24 protein-coding genes are annotated in these 23638 nt (G+C 64.2%); 12 read left to right on the forward strand and 12 right to left on the reverse strand.

Going from position 1 to position 23638, the window contains the following annotated elements:
• Nucleotides 1-10 precede the first annotated feature (10 nt).
• The gene (locus EPO50_RS12775) at nucleotides 11-1171 is read left to right on the forward strand and encodes an NAD(P)/FAD-dependent oxidoreductase (protein WP_296344693.1); all 1161 of its coding nucleotides are present in this window, start codon (nucleotides 11-13) and stop codon (nucleotides 1169-1171) included.
• Here the strand turns inward: EPO50_RS12775 and EPO50_RS12780 are convergent.
• Genes EPO50_RS12780 through EPO50_RS12800 form a run of 5 tightly spaced genes read right to left on the reverse strand, consistent with a single transcriptional unit; the run spans nucleotide 1168 to nucleotide 5651 of the window.
• Nucleotides 1168-1869, reverse strand: a complete 702-nt coding sequence (locus EPO50_RS12780; RefSeq protein WP_296344538.1) for an ABC transporter ATP-binding protein — start codon at nucleotides 1867-1869, stop codon at nucleotides 1168-1170. The genes EPO50_RS12775 and EPO50_RS12780 overlap by 4 nt on opposite strands.
• Nucleotides 1862-2590, reverse strand: a complete 729-nt coding sequence (locus EPO50_RS12785; protein ID WP_296344540.1) for an ABC transporter ATP-binding protein — start codon at nucleotides 2588-2590, stop codon at nucleotides 1862-1864. The genes EPO50_RS12780 and EPO50_RS12785 overlap by 8 nt, the downstream gene beginning before the upstream one ends.
• Nucleotides 2583-3545: a branched-chain amino acid ABC transporter permease gene (locus EPO50_RS12790; protein ID WP_296344541.1), complete on the reverse strand. Its 963-nt coding sequence runs from the start codon at nucleotides 3543-3545 to the stop codon at nucleotides 2583-2585. The genes EPO50_RS12785 and EPO50_RS12790 overlap by 8 nt, the downstream gene beginning before the upstream one ends.
• Nucleotides 3542-4414 carry a branched-chain amino acid ABC transporter permease gene (locus EPO50_RS12795; protein ID WP_296344543.1) on the reverse strand — a complete coding sequence of 291 codons (873 nt, stop codon included), beginning with the start codon at nucleotides 4412-4414 and terminating at the stop codon, nucleotides 3542-3544. The genes EPO50_RS12790 and EPO50_RS12795 overlap by 4 nt, the downstream gene beginning before the upstream one ends.
• A 19-nt stretch (nucleotides 4415-4433) precedes the next feature.
• A complete protein-coding gene (locus tag EPO50_RS12800) occupies nucleotides 4434-5651 on the reverse strand; it encodes an ABC transporter substrate-binding protein (protein WP_296344545.1) in 1218 nt (405 codons plus the stop codon).
• Between the two features lie 77 nt (nucleotides 5652-5728).
• Here EPO50_RS12800 and EPO50_RS12805 point away from each other — a divergent pair, with 77 nt between their 5' ends.
• A complete protein-coding gene (locus EPO50_RS12805; RefSeq protein ID WP_296344547.1) occupies nucleotides 5729-6559 on the forward strand; it encodes a phytanoyl-CoA dioxygenase family protein in 831 nt (276 codons plus the stop codon).
• Between the two features lie 5 nt (nucleotides 6560-6564).
• Here the strand turns inward: EPO50_RS12805 and EPO50_RS12810 are convergent, their stop codons facing one another.
• From EPO50_RS12810 to EPO50_RS12820, 3 genes are read right to left on the reverse strand one after another with little or no spacing between them, the layout of a single operon-like run.
• Entirely contained in the window at nucleotides 6565-7899 is a 1335-nt protein-coding gene (locus EPO50_RS12810; protein WP_296344549.1) for an MmgE/PrpD family protein, read from the reverse strand.
• Between the two features lie 4 nt (nucleotides 7900-7903).
• Entirely contained in the window at nucleotides 7904-8842 is a 939-nt protein-coding gene (locus EPO50_RS12815; RefSeq protein ID WP_296344550.1) for a polysaccharide deacetylase family protein, read from the reverse strand.
• Between the two features lies 1 nt (nucleotide 8843).
• Nucleotides 8844-9743, reverse strand: a complete 900-nt coding sequence (locus EPO50_RS12820) for a polysaccharide deacetylase family protein (RefSeq protein WP_296344552.1) — start codon at nucleotides 9741-9743, stop codon at nucleotides 8844-8846.
• A 79-nt stretch (nucleotides 9744-9822) separates the two neighbouring features.
• Here EPO50_RS12820 and xdhA point away from each other — a divergent pair, with 79 nt between their 5' ends.
• Entirely contained in the window at nucleotides 9823-11205 is a 1383-nt protein-coding gene (gene xdhA / locus EPO50_RS12825; RefSeq protein ID WP_296344554.1) for a xanthine dehydrogenase small subunit, read from the forward strand.
• Nucleotides 11202-13508 (forward strand): xanthine dehydrogenase molybdopterin binding subunit, encoded by a 2307-nt coding sequence (xdhB, locus tag EPO50_RS12830; RefSeq protein WP_296344555.1) that lies wholly within the window; start codon nucleotides 11202-11204, stop codon nucleotides 13506-13508. Before xdhA ends, xdhB begins: the two co-directional genes overlap by 4 nt.
• On the opposite strand, the gene EPO50_RS12835 is transcribed toward xdhB, so the two are convergent.
• A complete protein-coding gene (locus tag EPO50_RS12835; protein ID WP_296344557.1) occupies nucleotides 13453-14091 on the reverse strand; it encodes a TetR/AcrR family transcriptional regulator in 639 nt (212 codons plus the stop codon). The two genes, xdhB and EPO50_RS12835, sit on opposite strands and share 56 nt — an antisense overlap.
• Before the next feature lie 67 nt (nucleotides 14092-14158).
• On the opposite strand from EPO50_RS12835, the gene EPO50_RS12840 reads away from it, so the two are divergent.
• Together EPO50_RS12840 and EPO50_RS12845 are read left to right on the forward strand one after the other, a co-directional pair.
• Complete coding sequence (locus EPO50_RS12840; protein ID WP_296344559.1) at nucleotides 14159-14584, forward strand: VOC family protein; 426 nt, start codon at nucleotides 14159-14161, stop codon at nucleotides 14582-14584.
• A gap of 71 nt (nucleotides 14585-14655) precedes the next feature.
• On the forward strand, nucleotides 14656-15453 hold the full coding sequence (locus EPO50_RS12845) for an SDR family oxidoreductase (protein WP_296344561.1): 798 nt from the start codon (nucleotides 14656-14658) through the stop codon (nucleotides 15451-15453).
• Here EPO50_RS12845 and EPO50_RS12850 read toward each other — a convergent pair.
• Together EPO50_RS12850 and EPO50_RS12855 are read right to left on the reverse strand one after the other, a co-directional pair.
• A complete protein-coding gene (locus tag EPO50_RS12850; RefSeq protein ID WP_296344562.1) occupies nucleotides 15450-16397 on the reverse strand; it encodes a hypothetical protein in 948 nt (315 codons plus the stop codon). The genes EPO50_RS12845 and EPO50_RS12850 overlap by 4 nt on opposite strands.
• Before the next feature lie 5 nt (nucleotides 16398-16402).
• Nucleotides 16403-17572, reverse strand: coding sequence for an acetyl-CoA acetyltransferase (locus EPO50_RS12855; RefSeq protein WP_296344564.1), 1170 nt, complete (start codon nucleotides 17570-17572; stop codon nucleotides 16403-16405).
• 194 nt (nucleotides 17573-17766) lie between these two features.
• Here EPO50_RS12855 and EPO50_RS12860 point away from each other — a divergent pair, with 194 nt between their 5' ends.
• The 6 genes from EPO50_RS12860 to EPO50_RS12885 all read left to right on the forward strand — a co-directional run bounded on the left by EPO50_RS12860 (nucleotide 17767) and on the right by EPO50_RS12885 (nucleotide 22545).
• Nucleotides 17767-18153, forward strand: coding sequence for a hypothetical protein (locus tag EPO50_RS12860; RefSeq protein WP_296344567.1), 387 nt, complete (start codon nucleotides 17767-17769; stop codon nucleotides 18151-18153).
• A gap of 131 nt (nucleotides 18154-18284) precedes the next feature.
• Nucleotides 18285-19160 carry a ubiquinol oxidase subunit II gene (cyoA, locus tag EPO50_RS12865; RefSeq protein WP_296344570.1) on the forward strand — a complete coding sequence of 292 codons (876 nt, stop codon included), beginning with the start codon at nucleotides 18285-18287 and terminating at the stop codon, nucleotides 19158-19160.
• 4 nt (nucleotides 19161-19164) lie between these two features.
• Nucleotides 19165-21138: a cytochrome o ubiquinol oxidase subunit I gene (gene cyoB, locus EPO50_RS12870; RefSeq protein WP_296344572.1), complete on the forward strand. Its 1974-nt coding sequence runs from the start codon at nucleotides 19165-19167 to the stop codon at nucleotides 21136-21138.
• An 11-nt stretch (nucleotides 21139-21149) separates the two neighbouring features.
• Complete coding sequence (gene cyoC / locus EPO50_RS12875) at nucleotides 21150-21734, forward strand: cytochrome o ubiquinol oxidase subunit III (RefSeq protein ID WP_296344695.1); 585 nt, start codon at nucleotides 21150-21152, stop codon at nucleotides 21732-21734.
• Entirely contained in the window at nucleotides 21734-22033 is a 300-nt protein-coding gene (gene cyoD / locus EPO50_RS12880) for a cytochrome o ubiquinol oxidase subunit IV (RefSeq protein ID WP_296344574.1), read from the forward strand. The genes cyoC and cyoD overlap by 1 nt, the downstream gene beginning before the upstream one ends.
• Complete coding sequence (locus EPO50_RS12885; protein WP_296344697.1) at nucleotides 22033-22545, forward strand: class I SAM-dependent methyltransferase; 513 nt, start codon at nucleotides 22033-22035, stop codon at nucleotides 22543-22545. Before cyoD ends, EPO50_RS12885 begins: the two co-directional genes overlap by 1 nt.
• Here the strand turns inward: EPO50_RS12885 and EPO50_RS12890 are convergent.
• Nucleotides 22542-23378: a TorF family putative porin gene (locus EPO50_RS12890; protein WP_296344576.1), complete on the reverse strand. Its 837-nt coding sequence runs from the start codon at nucleotides 23376-23378 to the stop codon at nucleotides 22542-22544. The two genes, EPO50_RS12885 and EPO50_RS12890, sit on opposite strands and share 4 nt — an antisense overlap.
• Nucleotides 23379-23638: the final 260 nt, after the last annotated feature.

A 23638-nucleotide genomic window follows, 5' to 3' on the forward strand; every position in this document is an offset into this window, starting at 1 on the left:
TACGGAGGTGATTCCACAAGTTTTTGACGTTGTCGTCCTTGGAGCTGGCGCCGCGGGCCTGATGTGTGCCCTGCGCGCCGGCCAGCGTGGCCGCAAGGTGCTGCTGCTCGATCATGCTGAGAAAGTCGGCAAGAAGATCCTCATCTCGGGCGGTGGACGCTGCAACTTCACCAACCTCGACGCCCGGCCCGAGGCCTTCCTCTCGAACAACCCGCATTTCTGCAAGTCGGCGCTGGCGCGCTACACTCAGCACGACTTCATCGAGCTGGTGCAGAAGCATCGCATCGCCTGGCACGAGAAGACCCTAGGCCAGCTCTTTTGCGACGGCTCGGCCCGCCAGATCGTGGCGATGCTGCTCGATGAATGTGCGGCGGCCGGTGTCGATGTCCGCGTCGCCCATCGGGTGACCAAGGTCGAGAAGGCGGATCGTTTTACCATCACCACAGATCACGGTGATTTCTCTGCGGCTGCGCTGGTGCTGGCGACCGGTGGGCTGTCGATTCCCAAGATGGGCGCCACGGGTTTCGCGCATGACCTCGCGCGCCGCTTCGGCCTGAAACTTACCGAGATACGACCGGCCCTGGTGCCGTTGACGCTGGCGACGCCAGCGATCAGCGGCGTGTCTCTCGATGTAATGGCACGCTGTGGCCGTGCGTCGTTTCGTGAGGCGCTGCTCTTCACGCATCGTGGCCTCTCGGGGCCGGCGATCCTGCAAGTGTCGTCCTACTGGCGCCCCGGTCAGCAGATCACCGTCGACATGCTGCCCGATCTCGATGCCGCTGCTTTCCTGAAGGAGCGCAAGCGGACGAGGCCCAAGGCAGAGTTGCGCACGGTGCTGGGTGAAAAGCTGCCGCAGCGCCTGGCCCAGGCGCTGGCGCCCGATATCGGCACCGACGGCTCGATGGCCAACCTGCGCGATCGCGATCTCGATGCGCTGGCCGCACGACTCAAGACCTGGACGATCGCGCCGACTGGCACCGAGGGCTACGCCAAGGCTGAGGTCACCGTGGGTGGTATCGACACTGACGGGCTTTCCTCCAAGACCATGGAAGCCAAGTCCGTCCCCGGCCTCTACGCCATCGGCGAAGCCGTCGACGTGACGGGCTGGCTGGGCGGCTACAATTTCCAATGGGCCTGGTCGTCGGGCTGGGTGGCCGGCGAATCGGTTTAGTGACCGAGGTAGCTTTTGCGCAGGCCGGGATGCTCGGCCAACTCTGCGGCCTTGCCTTGCAGCGCGATCCGGCCGTTTTCCAGCACATAGGCGCGGTGAGCGATCGTGAGCGATTGCATGACATTCTGCTCGACCAGCAGGATCGCGAGGCCGTCGGCATTGAGGCGGCCGATCAGCGCGAACATCTCTTCGACCAGCAACGGTGAGAGGCCGAGCGACGGTTCGTCGAGGATCAGCAGCCGGGGCTCGGCCATCAGACCACGACCGATCGCCAGCATTTGTTGCTCGCCGCCCGAGAGCGTGCCGGCGGCCTGGCGAAGCCGTTCGCGCAATCGCGGGAAGGTTGTCAGCACGCGCTCCAGATTCTGCGCCCGGGCAGGCTTGCCGCGGCGGTAGCTGCCGAGTTCGAGATTGTCGCGCACCGTCAGATTGGGAAAGACGCGACGACCCTCGGGTACTTGCACAAGACCCGCTTCGACGATCTGCGTCGATGAAGTTCCGGTGATGTCCTTGCCGTCGAAGCGGATGGTGCCCTCGAAGGGCCGATAGAGGCCGGAGATGTTGTTGTTCAAGGTCGACTTGCCAGCGCCATTGCTGCCCAGCAGGGCCACGATCTCGCCTGCCGCCACGGTGAGGTCGATGCCGCGCAGCACCTCGATCGGGCCGTAACCTGCGCGGAGGTTGGCGACCTCAAGCACGCAGCACCTTGGCGGCGCCAGGACCGAGATAGGCTTCGACGACCTGCGGATTCTCGGCGATGGCAGCGGGCGTGCCCTCGGCGATCATGCGCCCCTGGTTCAGCACATAGACCCGCTCGGCGAGCGACGTGACGGCCTGCATCACGTGCTCGATCAACAGAATCGTGACGCCTGCGGCGCGGATATCCTTGATGACACCCACGATCTCGACGATCTCCGTCGGGTTGAGGCCCGCCATCACTTCATCGAGCAACAGCAGGCGCGGCCCCGTCGCGAGCGCCCGGGCGAGTTCCAGCCGCTTGCGGCCCGCCACGGTGAGGTCGGCGCCGCGCCGGTCGAGCTGGTCGTCCATCCCGACCATGGCCGCGACAGTTTCGGCTTCGCGGGCAGCCAGGTGGCGGTCGGCGGTGCGGAAGTAGGCGCCGACCATGATGTTCTCGCGCACGCTGATGCCGGCAAAGGGCTGCGTGATCTGGAAGGTGCGGACCATGCCGGCGGCACAGATGCGGTGTGGCGCCAGGCCGGTAATCGCCTTGCCATCGAAAGCAACCGTGCCGGCATCGGGCCGATGGAAGCCGGCGATGGTGGCGAACAGGGTTGTCTTGCCCGCGCCGTTCGGTCCGATGAGTCCCACGATCTCGCCCTGCTTCACGTCGAGCGAGGCGTGGTCCACGGCTTTGAGCCCGCCGAACGCCTTGGAGATGTCGCGCACTTCAAGCACGCGCCGGTCCTCGGCGGAATAGGCCCATCAGCCCGTTGGGCAGGCGGGCGACGATCAGGATCAGCATGATGCCGTAGACGATGAGGCTGAGAGGCTGGACGTTCTTGAGTGCCGGCACGACGCTGGCCAACCAGCGCGTGGCCTCGTTGATGCCCATCAAGGTGAACGAGCCGATCAGCGGTCCGAAGATGGTGCCGGCACCGCCCACCATGCTGACCAGCAGCATCTCGACCGATTTATCGACGCCGAAGGCGATGGACGGATCGATGTAGAGATACTTCTGCGCATAAAAGGTGCCGCCGGCGGCGCACATCGCGCCGGAGAGGGTCAGCACCTTCACCTTCTCGGCGAAGACATCGATGCCCAGTGCGCGTGCCGCATCCTCGTTCTCGCGGATGGCAACCAGGCGTGCGCCGAAGCGGCTGCGCGTCAAATGCCAGGCGATGACCACCGAGACGAGGCAGAGCAGGAGCGCGAGGTAGTAGATCCAGATTGGGTCTTTGAACTGGAAGTTGATCGGCCGCTGATCGGCCTTGATCAGCATGCCGAGCCCGCCCTTGGTGAAGGGCACCGAGTTGGCGAGGATGCGAAAGACTTCGGCGAAGGCCAGGGTGATCAGTGCAAAGTACGAGCCGCGCAGGCCGGCGCGGAAGGAGAGCACGGCGATCATCCAGCCAACGAAGCCGCCCATCGCTGTGGCAGCAGGCCAGGCGAGCCAGGGGTTCCAGCCGTAGGTCACCTGCAGGATCGTCGAGGTGTAGGCGCCAGTGCCAAAGAAGACGACATGGCCGAACGAGGTCTGGCCCGCGAAGCCGCCGGCGATGTTCCACGACTGGCCGATGAAGGCGGTGAAGAACACCAGCATGCCGATGTTCACCAGATAGTTCGGCACCAGCAGCGGATAGACGAGAGCTGCCGCGAGGCCGGCCGCGCAGAGCAGCGCAGCGCGGCTCACGCCTTGCTCCCGAACAGGCCAGTGGGTTTCAGCAACAGGATCAGGATGAAGATCAGCGAGATGCCGATCTGGCCCAGTTGCTCGCCGAGGAACAGCCCGCCCAGCGATTCGGTGACGCCGATCACCAGGCCGCCGACCGCCGCGCCCACGAAGCTGCCCATGCCGCCTAGCACGACGATGGTGAAGGCCACGAGCACGAAGGCATGTCCCGAGGAGGGTGTAACGTAATACGTCGGCATCAGCAGGCAGGCCGCCGCCCCGAGACAGGCGATGCCGATGCCGTAGGAGACAGCGAAGACCGTCTCGACGTCGATACCGACCAGTCGTGCGCCCTGTCGTTCCTTGGCAACGGCGCGGATCGCCTTGCCGGTATCGCTGAGGGCCATGTAGAGCGCGAGCGCTGCACAGAGGATCAAGGAGGCGACGAAGGAAATGATCTTGGGCAGCGGCAGGAAGGCCGCGCCCAGCTCGACGAAGGTGCCGGCATAGGGAACATCGATCGTCTGCGTGTTGCCGCCGAAGAAGAGGAGGGCGGCGTTGTCGAACACGATCGAGAGGCCGAGGGTGATCAGCAGGATGTTCTCGTCTCGGCCGTGATTGTAGCGGCCGATCAGCAGCCGATAGAGGACGAAGCCGAAAGCAAAGGAGCCGGCAATCACCAGCGGTAGCGCGGCGTAGGGATCGATGCCGACCAGCCGCCACAGCCAGAAGACAGCGTACATGGCCAGCATCAGTAGGCTGCCATGCGCGAAGTTGATGATGTGCAGTACGCCGTAGATCAGCGTGAGGCCGACCGCTACCAGCACGTAAATGCCGCCGGCCAGCAGCCCGTTCAGGACGCCGGCAAGGAGAAATGCGGGATCGAGCACGCCGGTTGCGCGCCTGCTCTCAGCCGAATTTCGGCTTGGGGAACACCGCCTTGGCTGAGGCGAACTCCTCGGGGGCAATCACTTCGATATCGCCCTTGAGAGACTGCATGACGGCCGGCCGTCCGCCCTGGTTCTGGCCGTTCACGAACTTGGTCGGACCGTAGGGCAGCAGGTCTGCCTTGTAGGTCGAGGCGGCGAGAGCCGCCGTGAGCTTCTCCTTGTCCGCCGAGCCCGCATGCTCGAGCGCATCGGCCAGCAGCATCACGTTGGAGTAGGTGAGATAGACCTCGAAGGTGAAGAACGCGCCCATCGCCTCGACCCGCTTCTTCAGCTCCTGCGCCTTAGCGCTCTTGGGATTGAACCAGTGATTGACGTCCATCATGTACTGCGAGACGTCGGGCATATCCTTGACGAACTTGTAGTTGAAGCCACCGCCCAGGATCGAATAGAAGCCCGCGACATTGACCTTCTGCTGGAAGAGCGTGCGCGCCAGCAGCATGTATTCGTTGCCGTAGTTCGACATCATGACGATGTCGGGCGCCAGCGAACGGATACGCAGCGCAATGTTGTCGAAGTTGCGCGTCGGGTTGTCGTGCGCGATCAGCTCCTTCGCCGTGATCCCGATCGATGGCAGCTTGCTGGCTAGTAACTTCGCGGTGCCCGTGCCGAACTCGCCGGATTCGTGGACGATCACCGCGGTCTTGGCGACATTGTTGGCGGCCTTGTTCAGGGCGCCCAGCGAGGCGATGCCGTCGTCGACGCAGACCCCGAAGCCGGGCTTCAGGCGAAACACGTTCTTCAGGCCGCGGTTCACGATCAGGTCCGAGGCGCCGACATCGATCAGGAAGGGGGTGTTGTACTTGGCGGCGGCCTGGCTGGCGGCGATGCCGACCGGGCTCTGGAAGCAGCCGATATAGGCCGCGACGCCCTGCTCGTTCATCTTTTCGACTTCGCTCACGCCCACTTCGACTTTGGACTGGCTGTCGCCCAGCAACGCCTCGAGCTTGACGCCGCCCATCGACTTGATGCCGCCGGCCTTGTTCACGTCCTCGACGGCCATGGTGCCGCCCAGTCGGCTCTGCTGGCCGTTGTAGGCGACGAAACCCGTTACCGGGTGGATCATGCCGACCTTTACGGGGGCCGCCTGCGCGCCGCTGATCGAGGGAAAACCCAGAGAACTGGTGGCCAGGGCGGTCGTTCCAGCTACGAAGCCGCGACGCGAAATCCGAACGCTCACGTGCTTTTTCATCGTGAAGCCCCTTTTTGATCCCTGATCGCGAACGCTACGATAGCGACAGTCGGGGAGCAATCACGATGCCAAGAATCCTGACGGAGACCCAAGTCGATCAGTACCGCCGCGACGGCTTCGCCTCGCCGGTACCGGTCTTGTCAGCCGGCGAGGTGCGCGAGCTGCGGGCCGATCTCGAGCAGTGGGAGAGGCGGCAAGGCCATCCGCTCGACTTTCCGGAGAAGAGCAAGTCGTACCTGCTCTATCGTTGGGCCGATGCGCTGGTTCATCATCCCAAGGTGCTCGACGCCGTGGAGGATGTGATCGGACCTGACATCCTCGTCTATCACTCCACCATGTGGATCAAGGAGGCGCACACGCCGGCCTACGTGCGCTGGCATCAGGACGGCGCCTACTTCTTCCTCGATCCACTGGAGCATGTGACGGCCTGGGTGGCGCTCTCCGAGGCATCGGAAAAGGCGGGCTGCATGCGGGTGATCCCCGGTACGCATCGCCTGCCGATGATCGATCACGACGACAAGCCCGATGCCTACAACATGATCAAGCGCGGCCAGGGCATCAGCGAGCGTTTCGATGGTGAGACCGGCGTCGTTATGCCACTGAGGGCGGGCGCGTTGTCATTGCACCACACCGCGCTGGTCCACTGCTCGCCGGGCAACGACAGTGACGACCGCCGCATGGGTCTCGGCATCAGCTTCATTCCTGCTCACGTCCGCCCGTTGGGCCCGGTCAGGCCCTCGGCGCTCCTCGTGCGCGGTCAGGATCGTTACAACCATTTTCTGCCCGAGATGCGGCTCGCCACGCCGATGTCCGCCGAGGCGCAAGCCGCGCATGCGGAGGCGGTGCGTCTCTTCCGCGCCCGCCAGGATCAAGGATTCACGAAGGCGGCCGAGTAGGCACGCTACTGCTGCAGTACAGTGCGTATGTCTTCGACATCCGCGAGCGTCAGCGCCTTCTGCCGCACGTTGTCGGCTGTCTCGTGGGGCCACACACGCGCTGTCAGGGAGAAGTACTTGGTCGTCAGCTCCTCGCGCGAATAAGGGTCTTGATCGTCGCCGCGGTTGGCTTCGACCGCGGCCGAGAACGTACGACCGTCGCGCAGCCGGAGGTCGACCTTGGCCGGCCGGACTTGCGGCAAGCGGGAGGTCATTGCCTTGTCCTCGACCACGAAGACCCGCTTGGCGAGCGCCTGAACGCGTTCGTCACGTAGAGCGTCCCAGGTGAAGTTCTCGACGGCCGAAGAGCCGCGCGCCAGCCGCGTTGCCACGGCAAAGGGCACCGAGAATTTGGCGCCCAACGTGTTGCGCGGCGCCTGATCGTCGAGTTCGGCAGCATAAAGATAGCTCGCCACATCGACGCGCTCGACGGCGTCGGCTGCAACCGACTCGCGCGCGAGCAGGAGATCGAGCGCGTCGAGCGCGCCGTGATTGTAGCGGCAGCAGGAATGGAGCTTGAAATAGTTGTGATCGATCTGCCAGTCGTGGCCGAGCCCGTCGATCATCTTTGCCGTGTCGAAGGTTTCCGATACGACTCGGCCGAACACGCTCGACAGCCCGTCGCGTTCGCCGACGAAACCGGCCTCGATCAGGTCGATCGCCATCAGCGCCATGCGATTCGAGATACCGGCATAGGCATTTCGAACCGTACCGCCCTCCAGCATGGTGCGCTTGGAGGTGGCCAGCGTCAGCGAGGAAGCGACGTTGATCGTCTCGCGAATCCGGGCGGCATCGTAGCCCAGCAGCTTGGCGACGGCGGTCGCGGCACCTACCGTGCCCCAAGTGCCGTGCGGATGCATGTCAGGCCGGAGCGCGGCGGCGATGCCGATGCGTGCCCCGATTTCATAACCCAGGATTAAGGCTTCCATCACAGCTTTGCCCGAGAGGCCCTTGATCTCGGCCAGTGCCCACACGGCGGGCAGGGCGTGGATGGCGGGATGGCCTTTGGCGAAGCGATTGCCTTCGTCCATTTCAAGGAAGGTGCCGGCCGTACCGTTCAGGAAGGCGGCTGCCGCGGAGACGGCCTTCTTGTCCGTGCCGATCACCGAGGCCTCACCTGCCGGGCTCACGGCAAGCTTGGCCGTCAGCGCCTGCATCTCCGGTTCCGCCGCACCGCCGGCAATGGCGCCGATCGTATCGAGCATCACGTAGGAGGTCTGTTCAACCGTCGCCGGTTTCAGTGATTCCAAGCGGAAGTCGGCAACGAAGGAAGCCAGGGTGTCGAGCCAGAAGGCGGTCATGGCATCAACCCATCATCGTGTCGATATAGTGCCGGGCGACTTCACCGGGCGTCGCCTGCCAGGCATTGCCGAAGCGCTCGATGCGGCGCAGCGCCTCGTCGAGATACTTGATGCGGTGCGCCATGCCCATCAGCCAGGGATGGATCGACAGGTTGAACACCTGGCCGCCCTCGTGGTGCAGCAGCTCGAAGGCTTCGCCCACGATATCGGGATAGCGTGTGGTCGGGATACGGCGCAGCCAGAGTTGCTGGACGTCGTCCCATTCCGGCTGGTTGGGCAGAGAGACGAACTTCCGGCCGCCCACTTTCATCGGATAGGGCTGGTCGTCGTTCGGCCAGTCGAGCACATAGTCGAGTCCGGCCTCGGCCAGCAGGCCGGGCGTGCGGGCGCTCTCGCCATAGTCCTGTCCGAGCCAACCCGTCGGGCGCACGCCGGTTGCCTTTTCGACCGCCGCAATCGAACTTTCGATCTCCGCCTTTTCCTCGGCCTCGCTCATCTTCGAGGTGATCATGCGGTTGGCCGAATGGCCGTGGGCGATGAACTCGTACTTCCGCTTCTTGAACTGCTCGATCAGGAAGGGATAACGCTCGGCTGCCAGCGCATTCACCGCCACGCCGGCACGGATCTGATAGCGGTCGAGCACGTCGAGCACGCGGAAGATGCCAACCCGGTTGCCATATTCGCGCTGCGTCCAGGTGCGGTAGTCGGGCACGAAGCTGCCGTACTCACCGACATAGCGCGGATCCTTGTGGCTCTTCTCATCCGGCAGCAGTTCCCAGTATTCGAGATGCAGCAGCACGAAGGAGGCAACGCGGGCGTTGCGCGGCCAGTTGAGCTTCGGCCGAAGCGGAAAGGGCGAATAGTCGTACCAGGGATTGTCCATCCCGGCCTTGAGCGGCGGCGGGTTCTTCGGAACGTTGTTGGGAGGGGTGGAGCTGCTCATGTCACGCCTCCTTCCCGAGATGTTGCTGGAAAGGTTTCAGCCCGTTGGCGACGTACCAGTCGAGAATCTCCTCGGCGGTGCAGACCCAGGCATCCTTGTGCTTGCGAATATAGGAAAGCGCGCGGTCGAGGTGCTTCAGCCGATGCGGCGCGCCCATCATGTAGGGGTGCAGAGCGATGCACATGACGCGGCCGTTCTCCTGGCCTTCGCGATAGACCGTGTCGAAATGGTCGATGATCATTTGCGCGAACTCCTCCGCCTCGACCGGCTGGCGGTAGATCAGCGCATCGTTGAGATCCATCGTGTAGGGCACATGGATCAGGGTGCCGTGCTTGGTGACCAGCGGCGTCGGCTGGTCGTCGTGGTAGAAGTCGCAGAAATAGTCGAGACCGGCCTCCTTCACGAGATCGGGCGTGGCCATGGTGTTGGAGATCGCCGGCGAGAACCAGCCGCGCAGTTTGCGGCCGGTCAGGCGCAGGTGCGTAGCCTTGCTGTGCTCGATGACTTCGCGCTCTTCCTGCTCGCTGTAGCCCCAGTGGTAGCGCGTGTTGAAGTAGCCGTGGCTCATATATTCCCAGCGGCGTGCTTCCATCGCCTCCAGGATCTCGGGATACATCTCGATCACCGACATGGAGAGCGAGACGGTGCAGCGGACGCTGTGCTTGTCCAGCACCTCGAACATGCGCCACAGGCCGACCCGGTTACCATAGTCGCGGCCGCCATAACCCAGCACGTCGGGATGGGGCATGCGCGGCCAGGGATTGCGGACACGCACTTCGGCCGGCACGTACTCGTAATGTTCGATGTTGGGGCAGACCCAGACGGCGACCCGCGCATTGTTGGGCCAGGAGAGCTTCGGCCGTGCGACGACGGGGGAATAGCCGAATCTGTAAGGGTCCATCCTGAGCTTTCTCTCCTTGTTGGCGCGGCAAGTGCATCATGCGATTGACGTGGGCGCAACAGCTTGCATCCTTATTCGCATGGCGGACCGACTCAGCTTCACCCTCAACGACCGGCCGATCGAGATTGCGGGCGTCTCACCGATGACGACCCTGCTCGATTGGCTGCGCGACCATCGTGGCCTGCGTGGTACCAAGGAGGGCTGTGCCGAGGGGGACTGCGGCGCCTGCACTGTCGTTCTGGAACGCGAGGATGGGCGGCGCGAGGCCGTGAACTCCTGCATCGCGTTGCTGGGGCAGGTCGATGGGCTGTCCGTTCGCACGGTCGAAGGGCTGCGTGGCGCCGCTGGTGGTGCTCATCCCGTGCAAGTCGCGATGGCGGAAGCGGACGCCACGCAGTGCGGCTTCTGCACGCCAGGTTTCGTCATGTCGGCTTATGCTTTCGCTGCGGGCGGCGAGAAAGCCGATCCCGACACAGTTCACGACGCATTGGCGGGCAATCTTTGCCGCTGCACGGGCTATCGTCCGATCGTCGAGGCCATGGGCCGGGTTGCCGGGCTCGCGATCGATCCGCCGCCAGCTCCAGTGGCGCGCACGGCATCGGTCGCGATCGATGGCGTCTTCTTCGCGCCGCGCTCGCTCGACGAGTTGCTGATGCTGCGCAGTGCGCATCCCGATGCCAGACTGCTGGCTGGCGGCACCGACCTTGGGCTCGATGCCAGCCGTGCCCGCAAACCGCCTGCCACCATCATTCATCTCGCGCATGTCGCCGAGCTGAAGGCGATCGCCGCCGACGATGAGAAGATCACGATCGGCGCCGCCGTCACCTATACGGAAGCCGCGCCGACTCTGATCGAGGCCTACCCGGCGCTGCGCCCCTATCTTTCGCGATTGGGATCGCGGCAGATCCGCAATCTCGGCACGATCGGCGGCAATGTCGGCAACGCCTCGCCGATCGGCGACATGCCGCCTGTGCTGCTGGCGCTGGAGGCCAGCGTCAGGTTGGTCTCGCGCCTCGGCGCTCGCGAGATGCCGCTGGAGGATTTCTTCGCCGGCTATCGCAAGACGGCGCTGGCGCCCGACGAGGTGATCCAGAGTCTGTCGATGCCGCGCCTGTGGCCAGGCGAAGTCTTCTTCTGTGACAAGGTGAGCAAGCGTCGTGACCAGGATATCTCGACTGTCGCCGCGGGTTATCGGCTGCGGCTCAAGGACGGTCGCATCGAGGATGCCCGCGTCGGCTTTGGGGGCATGGCGGCGACGCCCAAGCGCGCAATGCATGTCGAAGCGGCCCTGAAGGCGGACGGTTTCGCTGGGGCCATCGCCGCTGTTGCCAAAGACTTCCAGCCACTCAGCGACTGGCGCGGCACGGCCGATTACCGCCTGCAGGTCGCGGCCAATCTGCTGCGCCGGCTGGAGCTGCGGATTGCTCAGCCGTCGCGCGCGCTGGAGCTCGAAGCCCTGTGAGCACCAAGGTCGGGACCGCACAGCGTCACGACAGTGCGTTGAAACACGTCACCGGACAGGCGCTCTATATCGACGACATGCCCGAGCCGCCCGGCACGCTGCACGGCGCCCTGGTGTTGAGCACGGAGGCCTGCGGTCGGCTGAAGAAGCTCGACCTCGCTACCGCGGCAACGTCGCCTGATGTGGTGGCGGTGCTGGCGGCCGGCGATGTTCCCGGCAAGAACGATGTCGCGCCCATCGGCCAAGGCGAGCCGTTGTTCGCGATAGATCGAATCGATTATGCCGGCCAGCCGCTGGCGTTGGTCGTCGCTGAAAGCCTCGATGCAGCACGGGCGGCGGCCGAGCGCGCCGTGGTCGAGATCGAGGAGGAAGAGCCCATCCTCGATATTGCGACGGCGCTGGCGAAGAAGGCCTATGTCCAGGCGCCGGCTACCCTGTCGCGGGGCGATCCCGACGACGCCCTACGGCGTGCACCGCATCGGCTGACCGCGGCGTTCAGCGTCGGGGGGCAGGAGCATTTCTATCTCGAAGGCCAGATCGCCTTCGCCCTGCCGGGCGAGGATGGCGACATCGTCGTGCATTCCTCGACGCAGCATCCAACGGAAGTGCAGCACATCTGCGCTCGACTGCTGGGCTGCGACTTCAATCGCATCACCGCCGTCGTGCGTCGTCTCGGCGGTGGCTTCGGCGGCAAGGAAAGCAACGCTTCGTGGGTGGCGGGTGCGGCAGCGGTTGCTGCCAACCACACCGGCCGGCCGGTGAAGCTTCGCCTGCCGCGCGAGATCGACATGATCGCCACCGGCAAGCGGCACGGTTTCGATTACCGCTATACGGTGGGTTTCGATGACGATGGTCGGGTGCTGGCGCTCGACGCTGTGTTGGCGGCCGATGCCGGCTGGAGCCTCGATCTGACGCCGGGCGTTGTGGCGCGGGCGCTCACCCATACCGACAACGCCTACTGGATCCCGCATTTCCGCGCCGTCGGCTATGCCTGCCGCACCAACAGGCAGTCCAACACGGCGTTCCGTGGCTTCGGTGGCCCTCAGGGCGTTGTGGTGATGGAGGACGCGCTGGATCGTATCGCCCATCACCTGGGACGCGACCCCAACGACGTCCGCGCGCTCAACTTCTATGCCGAAGGAATGGACGAGACACCCTACGGCCAGAAGGTCGACGAGAACCATCTGGCGCGCTGCTGGGCCGAAGTGAAGACAGGCGGTGCCCTGGAACAGCGCCGCGCCGAGATCGATGCCTTCAACGCCGGCCATCCCGTGCTGAAGCGTGGGCTTGGACTGTTCCCTCTGAAGTTCGGCATCTCCTTCAACCTGCCGCACATGAACCAGGCCGGCGCGTTGGTCCATGTCTATACTGACGGTTCGATCCGCCTGAACCATGGCGGCACCGAGATGGGGCAGGGCCTCTTCATCAAGGTGGCGCAGGTCGTGGCGGAGGTGTTCAAGGTCGATATCGACCGTATCCGGCCCAGCGCTACCTCGACGGCCGAAGTGCCCAACACGTCGCCCACGGCAGCCTCGACCGGTTCCGATCTCAACGGCTGGGCGGCATGGGAGGCGGCCAACACCATCAAGCAGCGCATGATGTCCTACGCCGCAGAACATTTTGGCGTCGCTCAGAACGACATCGAGTTCGCGGACGGCAATGTGCGCATCGCTAAGCCCGGCAGCAACCAGGTGTTGAGTTTCGGCGAGCTGGCGAAGCTCTGCTGGTTGGGGCGTGTTTCGCTTTCCGCGACCGGTTTCTACAAGACGCCCAAGATCCATTGGGATCCTGTGGCGATGCGCGGCCGGCCCTTCTTCTATTTCTCCTTCGGCGCGGCCATGGCTGAGGTCGCGATCGATACGCTGACCGGTGAGAGCCGCGTGCTGCGGGCCGATCTCGTGCAGGATTGCGGCGAGTCGCTCAATCCGGCGATCGACCTGGGCCAAATCGAAGGCGCATTCGTGCAAGGGCAGGGCTGGCTTACCTGCGAAGAGCTTTGGTGGGACGCCAAGGGCCGGCTCAAGACCGTGGGGCCTTCGACCTACAAGATCCCCGGCAGCCGCGATGTGCCGCCGGTCTTCAATGTGAAGATGCTTTCCAATGCGCCCTCGCGCGAGGCGACGATTTTCCATTCCAAGGCGGTGGGCGAGCCGCCGTTGATGCTGGCGACCGCCGTGTGGACGGCGCTCAAGGATGCGATCGGTGCCGCCACGGATCGCCGGGCGCCGGTGCGGCTCGATGCACCCGCTACGCCCGAGCGCGTGCTCGCGGCAGTCGTGAAGGCGCGAACAGCCGCTCGATAAGTTCGCCGAGCGCGCGGTCCATGGCGCGCCGGGCCGTCTTCTCGTCCTTCGCCTCGGCCACCCAGAGAGCGGCTTCGTTGAAAGCGCCGGAGAGCAGGAAGGTGAGAGGCTCGATGGCTAGTGCCGGATCGGGCCGCGCAGCCAGCACCACTGCAATCCCTTCGCGCAGGGAGCGCACACCATGCGGCGCGTCGATTTCGCGCCACCGGTGCCAGCCCAGCACGGCGGGTGCGTCGATCAAGTAGATACGTCGCACCGCCGGATCGAGACAGGCATCGAGGAAGGCGCGCGTGCCTTCGATCATTGCCTCCAATGGATCGCTGACAGGCACGGCCATGTCGTCGATCGTCGTGGCGATCCCGCGTGCCACCTCTTCGACGACGGCCTCAAAGAGCGCGCGCTTGTCCTTGAAGTGATGATAGAGCGCGCCGCGCGTCACCTTGGCCCGTTTGACGATCTCCTCGGTTGCCGCCGCCTCGTAGCCGGCGGACGCAAAGATCGCACGTGCTTCCTTGAGAAGAGCGGCGCGCGTCGCGGCCAACCGCTCGGCCTGGGTGCGAGGCTGGATCCGGGGTCTTGACATACATACAACCTGTATCTAAGTTCGGAGACATACAGATTGTATGTAAATCGCAACCAAGGAGAGGGCAATGCAACTCAGGAGCTTCTACACCGTGCTCTGCACCGACGATGTCGCCGGCACCGCCGCTTTCTGGGAGCGCCAGTTCCGCTTCAAGCGTGTCTTCGACAGCGGCTGGTACGTGCATCTCACCAGCGAGGCCTTGGGCACGGCGCACCTCGCGATCCTCGACTACCGGCACGAGACGATCCCCGCGCCGTTCCGCAAGAAGGCGGCGGGCATTCTGGTGAACTTCGAAGTCGAGGACGTCGACGCAGAATACGAGCGGGCCAAGGCCGCCGGGCTCAAGATTCATCTCACCCTGCGGGACGAGGCTTTCGGCCAGCGGCACTTCATCACCGAAGACCCGAACGGCATCGCCATCGACGTCATCAAGCCGATCCCGCCCAGCGCCGAGTACGCCAAGCTCTACGAAGCGGAATCGCTGCCGCAATAGGGTGGCCTGCATCTCGACTCCCGCGCCATCGACGATAAGGTGGCGGCCGATTTTGCAATCGGGAGGTCGAGATGGACGTACGGATGGATGGCCGCGTGGCCGTGATCACGGGGGCGAGCACAGGGCTCGGCCTCGCCATGGCCAAGGAATTCGCGGCGTCGGGCGCGTCGGTGGCATTGCTGGCGCGCAAGGCCGACGCGCTTGCCAAAGCCAAAGCCGAAGTGGCCAAGGTTGCAGGCAAGGCCAACATCAAGATCGAGGCTTATTCCTGCGACGTCTCCAAGGCGGCCGCCATCGCGGAGACCTGGAAGAAGGTCGAGGCCGAGTTCGGCAAGGTCGACATCGTGGTCAACAACGCAGGCATCAGCCACGCCAAGCCGTTCGACACGGTGACCGACGAGGATTGGCAGGGTGACCTCGACCTCAAGCTGTTCGCCGCCATCCGCCTGATCCGCCATGCGCTGCCCGGCATGCGCCAGCGCAAGTGGGGCCGCATCGTCAACGTGCTGAACATCGGCGCCAAGGCGCCGACCGCCAACTCGACTCCGACCAGCGTCAGTCGGGCGGCTGGCCTCGCGCTCACCAAAGCGCTCTCCCAGGAGAATGCAAAGGACAACATCCTGGTGAATGCGATGCTGGTCGGCCTGATCGAGAGCGACCAGTGGGAACGCCGTCACAAGACCGCAGCGGGTGAGGGCAAGACCTACGAGGAGTTCCTGGCCGGCATGGCCAAGGGCCGCATCCCGATCGGCCGCATGGGCAAGGCCGAGGAGTTCGCGCGCATGGCCTGCTTCCTCTGCTCCGATGCCGGCTCGTTCATCACCGGTGTCGCCATCAACGTCGACGGCGGCGCGAGCCCGGTCGTCTAGGCCGGCGCGACGTTCCAGTCGCGGCGCAGTTTCTCGAGATCCTGCTCGATCCAGTCCCAGACGCTCCAGTCTGGGGCGAAGAGGTCGATGGTCATGTCGCGACCGCGCGCCCAAGCATACCAGAACTCTTTCGGATCGAAGCCGCCTGTGGCGGGCGTGGCGACGTCGTTGAACCTGACGCCGAGATGGCCGTTGAAGATCACCGGTATGATATGGCCCGCCATGGGATTGATCGGGTGCATGGCCGCCGTGAAGGTCGAGACCAGGATCTCGCCGCGGTAGCTCGTGTCGTAGCCTGAGATGATGTGGGTGGCGTCATGCGGCGTCGCGAAGCCCGCGTTGAGCGCACCCGGGTCGCCGGGGAACGGGTAGCCATTCCTTTTGTCGAAGTCCCAGAGCGCCTTGCCGAACGTATTCTGCGGCAGCTTGCCCAGCGCCTCGTAGCGCGCCACCAGCGCGGGATCGGCTTTGTCACCCTTGTAGGGGAGAATCCATTCCGCCGGATCAGGGCGATTGCCCCAGGGCCCACCGACGACGCTCTCGGCGTTGCGCATCGTCATGTCGGCGATCGACCAGGCCATGTGGCCCGACGCCGCCTCGACCATCTGCGTCAGATAGGCTTCCTCGATGTCGAGAGCCCGCGCATAGGCCAGCACCAGCTTGAGCTTCTCCGGGTCGAGGGCGCCGTCGACCATCACCATGATGGCGAGATAGCGCAGCGCCTCGCGCGCCAGCTCGTGGTCCTGCAGCAGTCGGGCCAGATCGACGGGCTCGACCGCGGGCAAGGCTCCGATATCGGTGAGATCGTGCCGGCGCAGCAGGTAATGACCTGCTGCGAGGATGCTCACCGTATCGGCGTGGCTGATGGCGTGACCGCCCGCCAACGCCACTTGGCGCATGGCCCCCAGGATGGCGTCGCTTTCGGGACGGTCGACGGGGCGCACGCTGTCTAGCGCAGCGGTTCGAGGATGCTCACATAGTTGGCGACGGCCGCGCCGCCCATGTTGAACACGCCGCCGAGTTTGGCCTTGGGAAGCTGCATGCCTTCCGGCGCCGTTCCCGAGAGCTGCATGGCGGACATCACGTGCATGCTGACGCCCGTCGCGCCGACCGGATGGCCTTTGGCCTTCAGGCCACCCGAGACGTTGACCGGCAGCTTGCCGTCGCGCTCGACCCAGCCTTCGTGAATGGCCCGCTCGCCTTCGCCTGGTGCCGTGAGGCCCATCGCCTCGTACTCGATCAGCTCGGCGGAGGTGAAGCAGTCATGGCTTTCGACAAAGGAGAGATCGAGCAGGTCGAGGTGCGCCGACTTCAGCGCCTGCTGCCAGGCGCGCTGCGGGCCTTCGAACTTGATGATGTCGCGCTTGCTCATGGGCAGGAAGTCGTTGACGTGCTCGGCGGCGCGGAAGGCGATCGCCTGCTTCATGCCCAGCGCCGTGCCGACGTCGGTCAGCACCACGGCCGCCGCGCCGTCGGTGACGGGCGAGCAGTCGGTGCGCTTCAGCGGGCCGGCGACGAACGGGTTCTTATCCGACGGCGTGCGGCAGAAGTCGTAGGCGAACTCCTTTTGGAAATGCGCGAAGGGATTCTTGGCGCCGTTCTTGTGGGCCTTGACCGCGATCTTGGCGAGCGCGTCCGACTTGTCGCCATAGCGTTGGAAGTAGGCCGAGGTGATCTTGCCGAAGATGCCGGCGAAGCCCGCCTCGATGGTCGCTTCCTCTGCGACGTACGATGCCTTGATCAGCACGTCACCGGCCTGGGCGGAGTTGAGTTCGGTCATCTTCTCGACGCCGACCACCAGCACGAAGCGCGCCTTGCCGGCGGCGAGCGTGTTCAACCCCATGTGGATGGCAGCCGATCCGGTGGCGCAGGCATTCTCGACACGCGTGCTGGGCTTGAAGCGCAGGTCGGGATGGGTTTGCAGCGGCAGCGAGGAGTGGAACTCCTGGCGCACGAAGCCGCCATTCATGTTGCCGACGTAAATGACGTCGACGTCCTTGGGCTCGATCCCGGCATGGGCGATGGCGTCGCTCGCGGCCTTCACGATCAGCGATTCGCTGGTCTCGCCATCGAGCTTGCCGAACTTGCCGTGGGACCAACCGACGATGCAGGCCGTCATGGGAACTCTCCTTTGCTCAATTGCGGTGACCCTAGACGCCGCTTCAAGTCAGGTCGAGGGGCGGCTCGGAACACCAAGTCTGTGCATATACACTTATATAGCGAAACCGGTTGCGCAAGGAGGTCTCCGCAACGCCCAAATTCCGCCGCGCGGCGGGTGTTGACTGAGGCCCGCATCCGGAGCCCAACTGCAATATGGCAGACACCAATCCGTCACCTGCTCCCCAACCGGAACGTCCGGCAGCGCGTTGGCCGTGGATTCTGGGCGGCCTGCTGGGCGGCTTCTTCCTCCTGGCCTTCGGTCTCGGCCTCGGCTGGTACCTTTTCTATCGTCCGATCGTGAACGTAGCGGTTCAGCTTCCAGCGCCACCGGCGCCACCCGCACCTGCGGGCCCCGATGCCGCACAGGTGAAGGCGCTCGAGGATCAGATCGAGAAGCAGAAAGCGGCGAACAAGCAGATCGAGGAGCAGATCGCGGCCCTCAAGGATCGTCTGCGCGCCGATGTCTGCACGGCGAAGGACCCTCAAGGCAAGACGCCGCCAGCCCAGACGCCTGTGCCACCCGGCGGCCAGAAGACCTGACGAGTAGACCTGACGTCAGGTCAGCAAAAGAAATCGTTGCTCATTACGAGAGCGAGCTTCAATCTGCCCGAATAGTTCAATAAGCCGGGCGGGGGAGCTTGAAGCTCAGGGGAATCAATTGGCGTGGAGCGATGCTGGCCGCCAGCGTGGCTCTGCTGGTCGGCGCATGCGATCTGAAGCGCGCCGCCGTTCTCGACCCCAAGGGGCCGATTGCGCTCGCCGAGCGCGACCTCCTCTTCGACGCCTTCTGCGTGATGATGATCGTGATCGTACCGGTCATCATCCTGACCTTGTGGTTCGCCTGGCGCTATCGGGCGTCCAATACCAGCGCGCAGTACGCACCGACCTGGGCCAATTCGGTCAAGATCGACGCTTTCGTCTGGTCGATCCCGGCCATTATCGTCATTGCCCTAGGCGTGCTGCTCTGGCGCAGCACCTACAAGCTCGATCCCTACCGTCCGATCGAGAATGCCGGTCCGGCGATCGAAGTGCAGGTCGTGGCGCAGGACTGGAAGTGGCTGTTCATCTATCCCGAACAGGGTATCGCGGTGGTGAACCAGCTCGCTTTCCCGGCGGGACGCCCGGTGAGCCTGCGGATCACCTCCGACACGGTGATGAACTCCTTCTATGTCCCGCAGCTCGCCGGTCAGATCTACGCCATGGCCGGCATGCAGACGCGACTGCAGCTCCTGGCGGACCAGCCGGGCAAGTTCGTCGGCCGTAACAGCCAGTACTCGGGCGGCGGTTACTCGGACCAGCATTTCGAGGTGCTCTCACTGAGCCAGGGCGACTTCGACGCCTGGGTCGCCAAGGCCAAGCAGGCGCCGGGCCGCCTCGACGCACAGACCTATCCGGCGCAGGCGGCCAAGAGCCGCGCCGTTCCCATTACCTACTATTCAGCGATCGAGCCCGGTCTCTACGACCAGATCATCGCCAAGTACCGGCACAGCGGCCACACCCATACCCAGAACCAGGGGCAGGGCGCGGGCGTGCCGGCCCGGAGATAGCGGCATGTTCGGCAAACTGACGATCGAAGCCCTGCCGCTCTACAGCGCGATCGCAGCCGGAGGCGCGGCCGTCACCGTGGGCGGTGCACTGCTGGTGGCCATCGTGCTGACCTGGCTCAAGGCCTGGAAGTATCTCTGGACCGACTGGCTGACCAGCGTCGACCACAAGCGCATCGGCATCATGTACATCGTGCTGGCGCTGATCATGCTGCTGCGTGGCTTCGTCGATGCCATCATGATGCGCGCCCAGCAGGCGATGGCGCTCAATGCCGGCGGCTACCTGCCGCCCGAGCATTTCGACCAGATCTTCAGCTCGCACGGCACGATCATGATCTTCTTCATGGCGATGCCGTTCATGACCGGGCTGATCAACCTCATCATGCCACTGCAGATCGGCACCCGCGACGTGGCGTTCCCATGGCTGAACGCCGTCAGCCTGTGGCTGAGCGCGGCGGGAGCGGCTCTCGTCATGGTCTCGCTGGTGATCGGCAAGTTCTCGACTGCGGGCTGGACCGGTTATCCGCCCTATTCGGGCATCGAGTACAATCCCGGCGTCGGCGTCGATTACTGGATCTGGGCCATCCTGATCAGCGGCGTCGGATCGACGATGTCGGGCATCAACTTCGTCGTCACGATCCTGAAACGGCGCGCGCCGGGCATGACCTTGATGCGCATGACGCCCTTCACCTGGACCGCGCTCTGCGCCTCGGTGCTGATGGCCTTTGCCTTCCCCGCCATCACCGTGGCCTGCGGCCTGCTCGCCCTGGACCGCCTCGCCGGCATGCACTTCTTCACGAATGCGCATGGCGGCAACATGATGAACTACGCCAACCTCTTCTGGATCTGGGGCCACCCGGAGGTCTACATCCTGATCCTGCCGGCCTTTGGCATCTTCTCCGAGGTCGTGGCGACCTTCTCGCGCAAGCGCCTGTTCGGTTACGAATCGCTGGTCTATGCCACGGCGGCGATCGCGATCCTGTCTTTCACCGTCTGGCTGCACCACTTCTTCACCATGGGGTCGAGCGCCAACGTCAATGCCTTCTTCGGCGTGACGACCATGATCATCGCGGTGCCCACAGGCGTGAAGGTCTTCAACTGGCTGCTGACCATGTATCGCGGTCGCATCGACTTCCATCCGTCGATGATGTGGAGCATCGGCTTCATCGTGACCTTCGTGATTGGCGGTATGACCGGCGTGCTGCTCGCCATCCCGCCGGCCGACTTCCTGATGCACAACACGACCTTCCTGGTCGCGCATTTCCACAACATGATCATCCCAGGCGTGCTGTTCGGCTATCTCGCGGGCTACATGTTCTGGTTCCCCAAGGCCTTCGGGTTCGAGCTCAACCGCGGCTGGGGGCTCGCCTCCTTCTGGTGCTGGCTGATCGGCTTCTACCTGGCCTTCATGCCACTCTATCTGCTCGGCCTGAAGGGCATGCCGCGCCGCATGGAGACCTACAACGACCCAACTTGGCAACCTTACCTGATGGTCGCGGCCCTTGGTGCCGTCGTCGTGTTGTGTGGTATCGCCTCCATGGTGATCCAGATCTATGTCTCGATCCGCGACCGCAAGCTTACGGAAGATCGGACGGGCGATCCGTTCGACGGCCGTACCCTCGAATGGTCGACGTCCTCGCCGCCGCCGCCCTACAACTTTGCGGTGATTCCGACGGTCGGCGATCGCGAACCCTTCCTCGAGGCGAAGAAGAACGGCACTGCCTATCGGCGGCCGGCTTCCTATGCACCGATCCGTATCCCGTCGAATACGCCGGCTGGTGTGATCCTGGGCGGCTTCGCCTTCGTGCTGGGCTTTGCCATCGTCTGGCACATCTGGTGGCTGGTGATCGTTTCGGCGATCGTGATGTTCATCACGGTTATCGCCCGTTCGTCCGACGACAATGCCGAGTTCACCCTGTCGGCCGGCGAGGTGAAGCGCATGGAAGATGAGCGCTTCCGTCAGCTCGGGAGCCGGGCATGAGCGTCGTGCACATGAGCGAGCACGAACGGGAGGAGGCTGAAACCCGGGAGCAGCGCGCCCTCGGCTTCTGGCTCTACCTGATGGGCGATGCCGTGATCTTCGCCCTGCTGTTCGCCACCTACGCCATCATGATCCCCGGCACGGCCGGCGGGCCGACGGGCAAGGATCTCTTCGACCTGAACAACGCCGCACTCGAAACGGTGCTGCTGCTGGTCTCCAGTACGACCTTCGGCTTTGCGAGCCTCTCGGTGCGGACGGGCAATCGCAGCGCCGTGATCGGCTGGCTTGCCGTCACGTTCCTGTTGGGTGCGGGCTTCGTCTTCCTCGAAGTGCGCGAGTTCGCCGGCATGATCGCCAAGGGTGCCGGGCCAGACCGCAGCGGCTTCCTCTCGGCCTTCTTCACCCTGGTCGGCACGCACGGCGTGCATGTCACCATGGGCCTGCTGTGGATCCTGATCCTGTCGGCGCAAGTCGCTCTGAAGGGCCTCACTGCGCCGGTGGCCTCGCGGCTCTACCGGCTCGGCCTCTTCTGGCATTTCCTCGATATCGCCTGGGTCGGGATCTTCTCGATCGTCTACCTGCCGGGACTGCTCTGATGGAACAGCATGGGCTTCGCAACTACCTGATCGGCTTCGTGCTCGCCGTCGTGCTGAGCGTTATTCCGTTCTGGCTGGTCGCCACACACGCGCTGCCGCCGCAACGCACGCTGTTGATCATCGGCATTGCTGCCGTGTTGCAGGTGCTGGTCCACCTGCGGTTCTTCCTGCATCTCAATTTCACGACCACGCCCAAGGAAAACCTGCTGGCGCTGGTCTTCACCGCGCTGCTGATCTTCATCATGGTGGGCGGCAGCTTCTGGATCATGTTCGATCTGCATCAGCGGATGATGACCTGATCTCTGCACAGCCCTTGCGTATCGCCTGGGCGCTGGAGGTCATCGCGCCGAAGCCGTCGGATCGGCTTCTCGAAATCGGGTGTGGGCAAGGGCTGGCCGTTGCGGCCCTCTGCGAAGGATTGACGAGCGGCACGATTCTGGCGATCGACCGCTCCGCGACGATGATCGCGGCCGCTCGTCGGCGAAACCAAAATCACGAGCGAGACGGGAAGGCGACATTCGCCACGATGGCGCTGGCCGACATGCCCGTCGGCCAGCAGCGTTTCGACAAGGTCTTCGCCATCAACGTGAATCTGTTCTGGCGGGACGCGGCACGGGAGGTTGCGATTATCCGAAGTGTTCTCGCGCCGCGTGGTCGCCTTCACCTTGTCTTTGAGCCACCGACAGCCGCCCAGGTTGGGCGTATCGCGAAAGAGACGGTGGCGCGGCTGGAGGCTGGCGGCTTTTCAGGCGCGGTCGTCCGGAAGGGAACCGGAACGACTGCGCGCCTTATTCATGTCTCTGCAGCCTAGAACGTCTTGGAGATTCCGATGATGACGCGTGAGGCGCAGTTCTGGGTGCCGAGGCAATCCTGGACGCTGAGGTTGGTGCCTGTGTAGACGGCGGAGAGGTCGAAGCCATAGACGTTGACGACGACGCCGGCCTGCCAGTCCCAGTAGTTGTCGTTGGGGATGCCGTAGTTGGTGAAGCGCTCGACATACTGGTTGCCGACGTTGCCGAAGACCTTGAAGGCGATGTTCTCGTTGACGCGCAGGAAGGGCAGGGGAACGGTGATCTGTCCCCATCTGTACCAGGCGTTGCCGGAGTTGGCGAAGAAGTTGGGGCTGTAGCGGACGGCGGCCTGGAGCTGGGCGACGCCGAAATCGTATCCGGCGACGAGGCCGAACTCGTTGAAGTCGAAGTAGAGGTCGGCGGGGGCGCCGAGATAGTTGTAGCGGATGTAGCCGAGGTCGAAGGTGAGCTTGTCGTCGAGGGCTTTGAGGCGCAGCCCGGCGTTGAGGTCGATTTCGACGGAGGCGCCGGTGCCGGGGAAGTTGACGTTGGAGCCCCAGGCGCTGACGTAGGCGGACAGCGGGACCTTCTCGGAGACCGGGGCGGTCTCGTATCCGAAGGCGGCCTGGACGGCGACCTGTCGCTGGGTCTGGGAGATGCCGCGATAGGAATAGTCGTTGAGGACGGCGATGCCTGCGGTGAAGGTTCCGCCGAACGGGCCTTTCCAGACTTCCTTCTCGGGCGGGGCGGGCGCCGTCGGCGCCGCTGGATCCGGCGTCCCCTGGGCGTGGGCGGCAGTTGAACCCAGCAGCGCGAGCATTGCCACCGCCAGACTTGCCGATTTCCTGAACATCTTCGACTCCCCTTGTTACGGAGCGCAAAAGACGCGGGGCCGCCCTAGGAAATCCATGTCGATCGCGCGACTGGGTCATAGGAATTTCATAGGCAATGCGATCCATACCCGGGTGGATCGCGAAATTCCTATGCCGTTCCTATGCCATCGGCGGTTCCGTCGGCTCGAATTCCTACGCGCGAAGCTCCTTCTATCCGGCCGAAGGAGAGTTCCATGTTGGACGTTCTGTTTTTCGGCGGCGGCCTCGTGCTGTTCTGCCT

Source organism: Reyranella sp. (genome assembly GCF_004297405.1).
In the GTDB taxonomy this organism is placed as follows: domain Bacteria; phylum Pseudomonadota; class Alphaproteobacteria; order Reyranellales; family Reyranellaceae; genus Reyranella.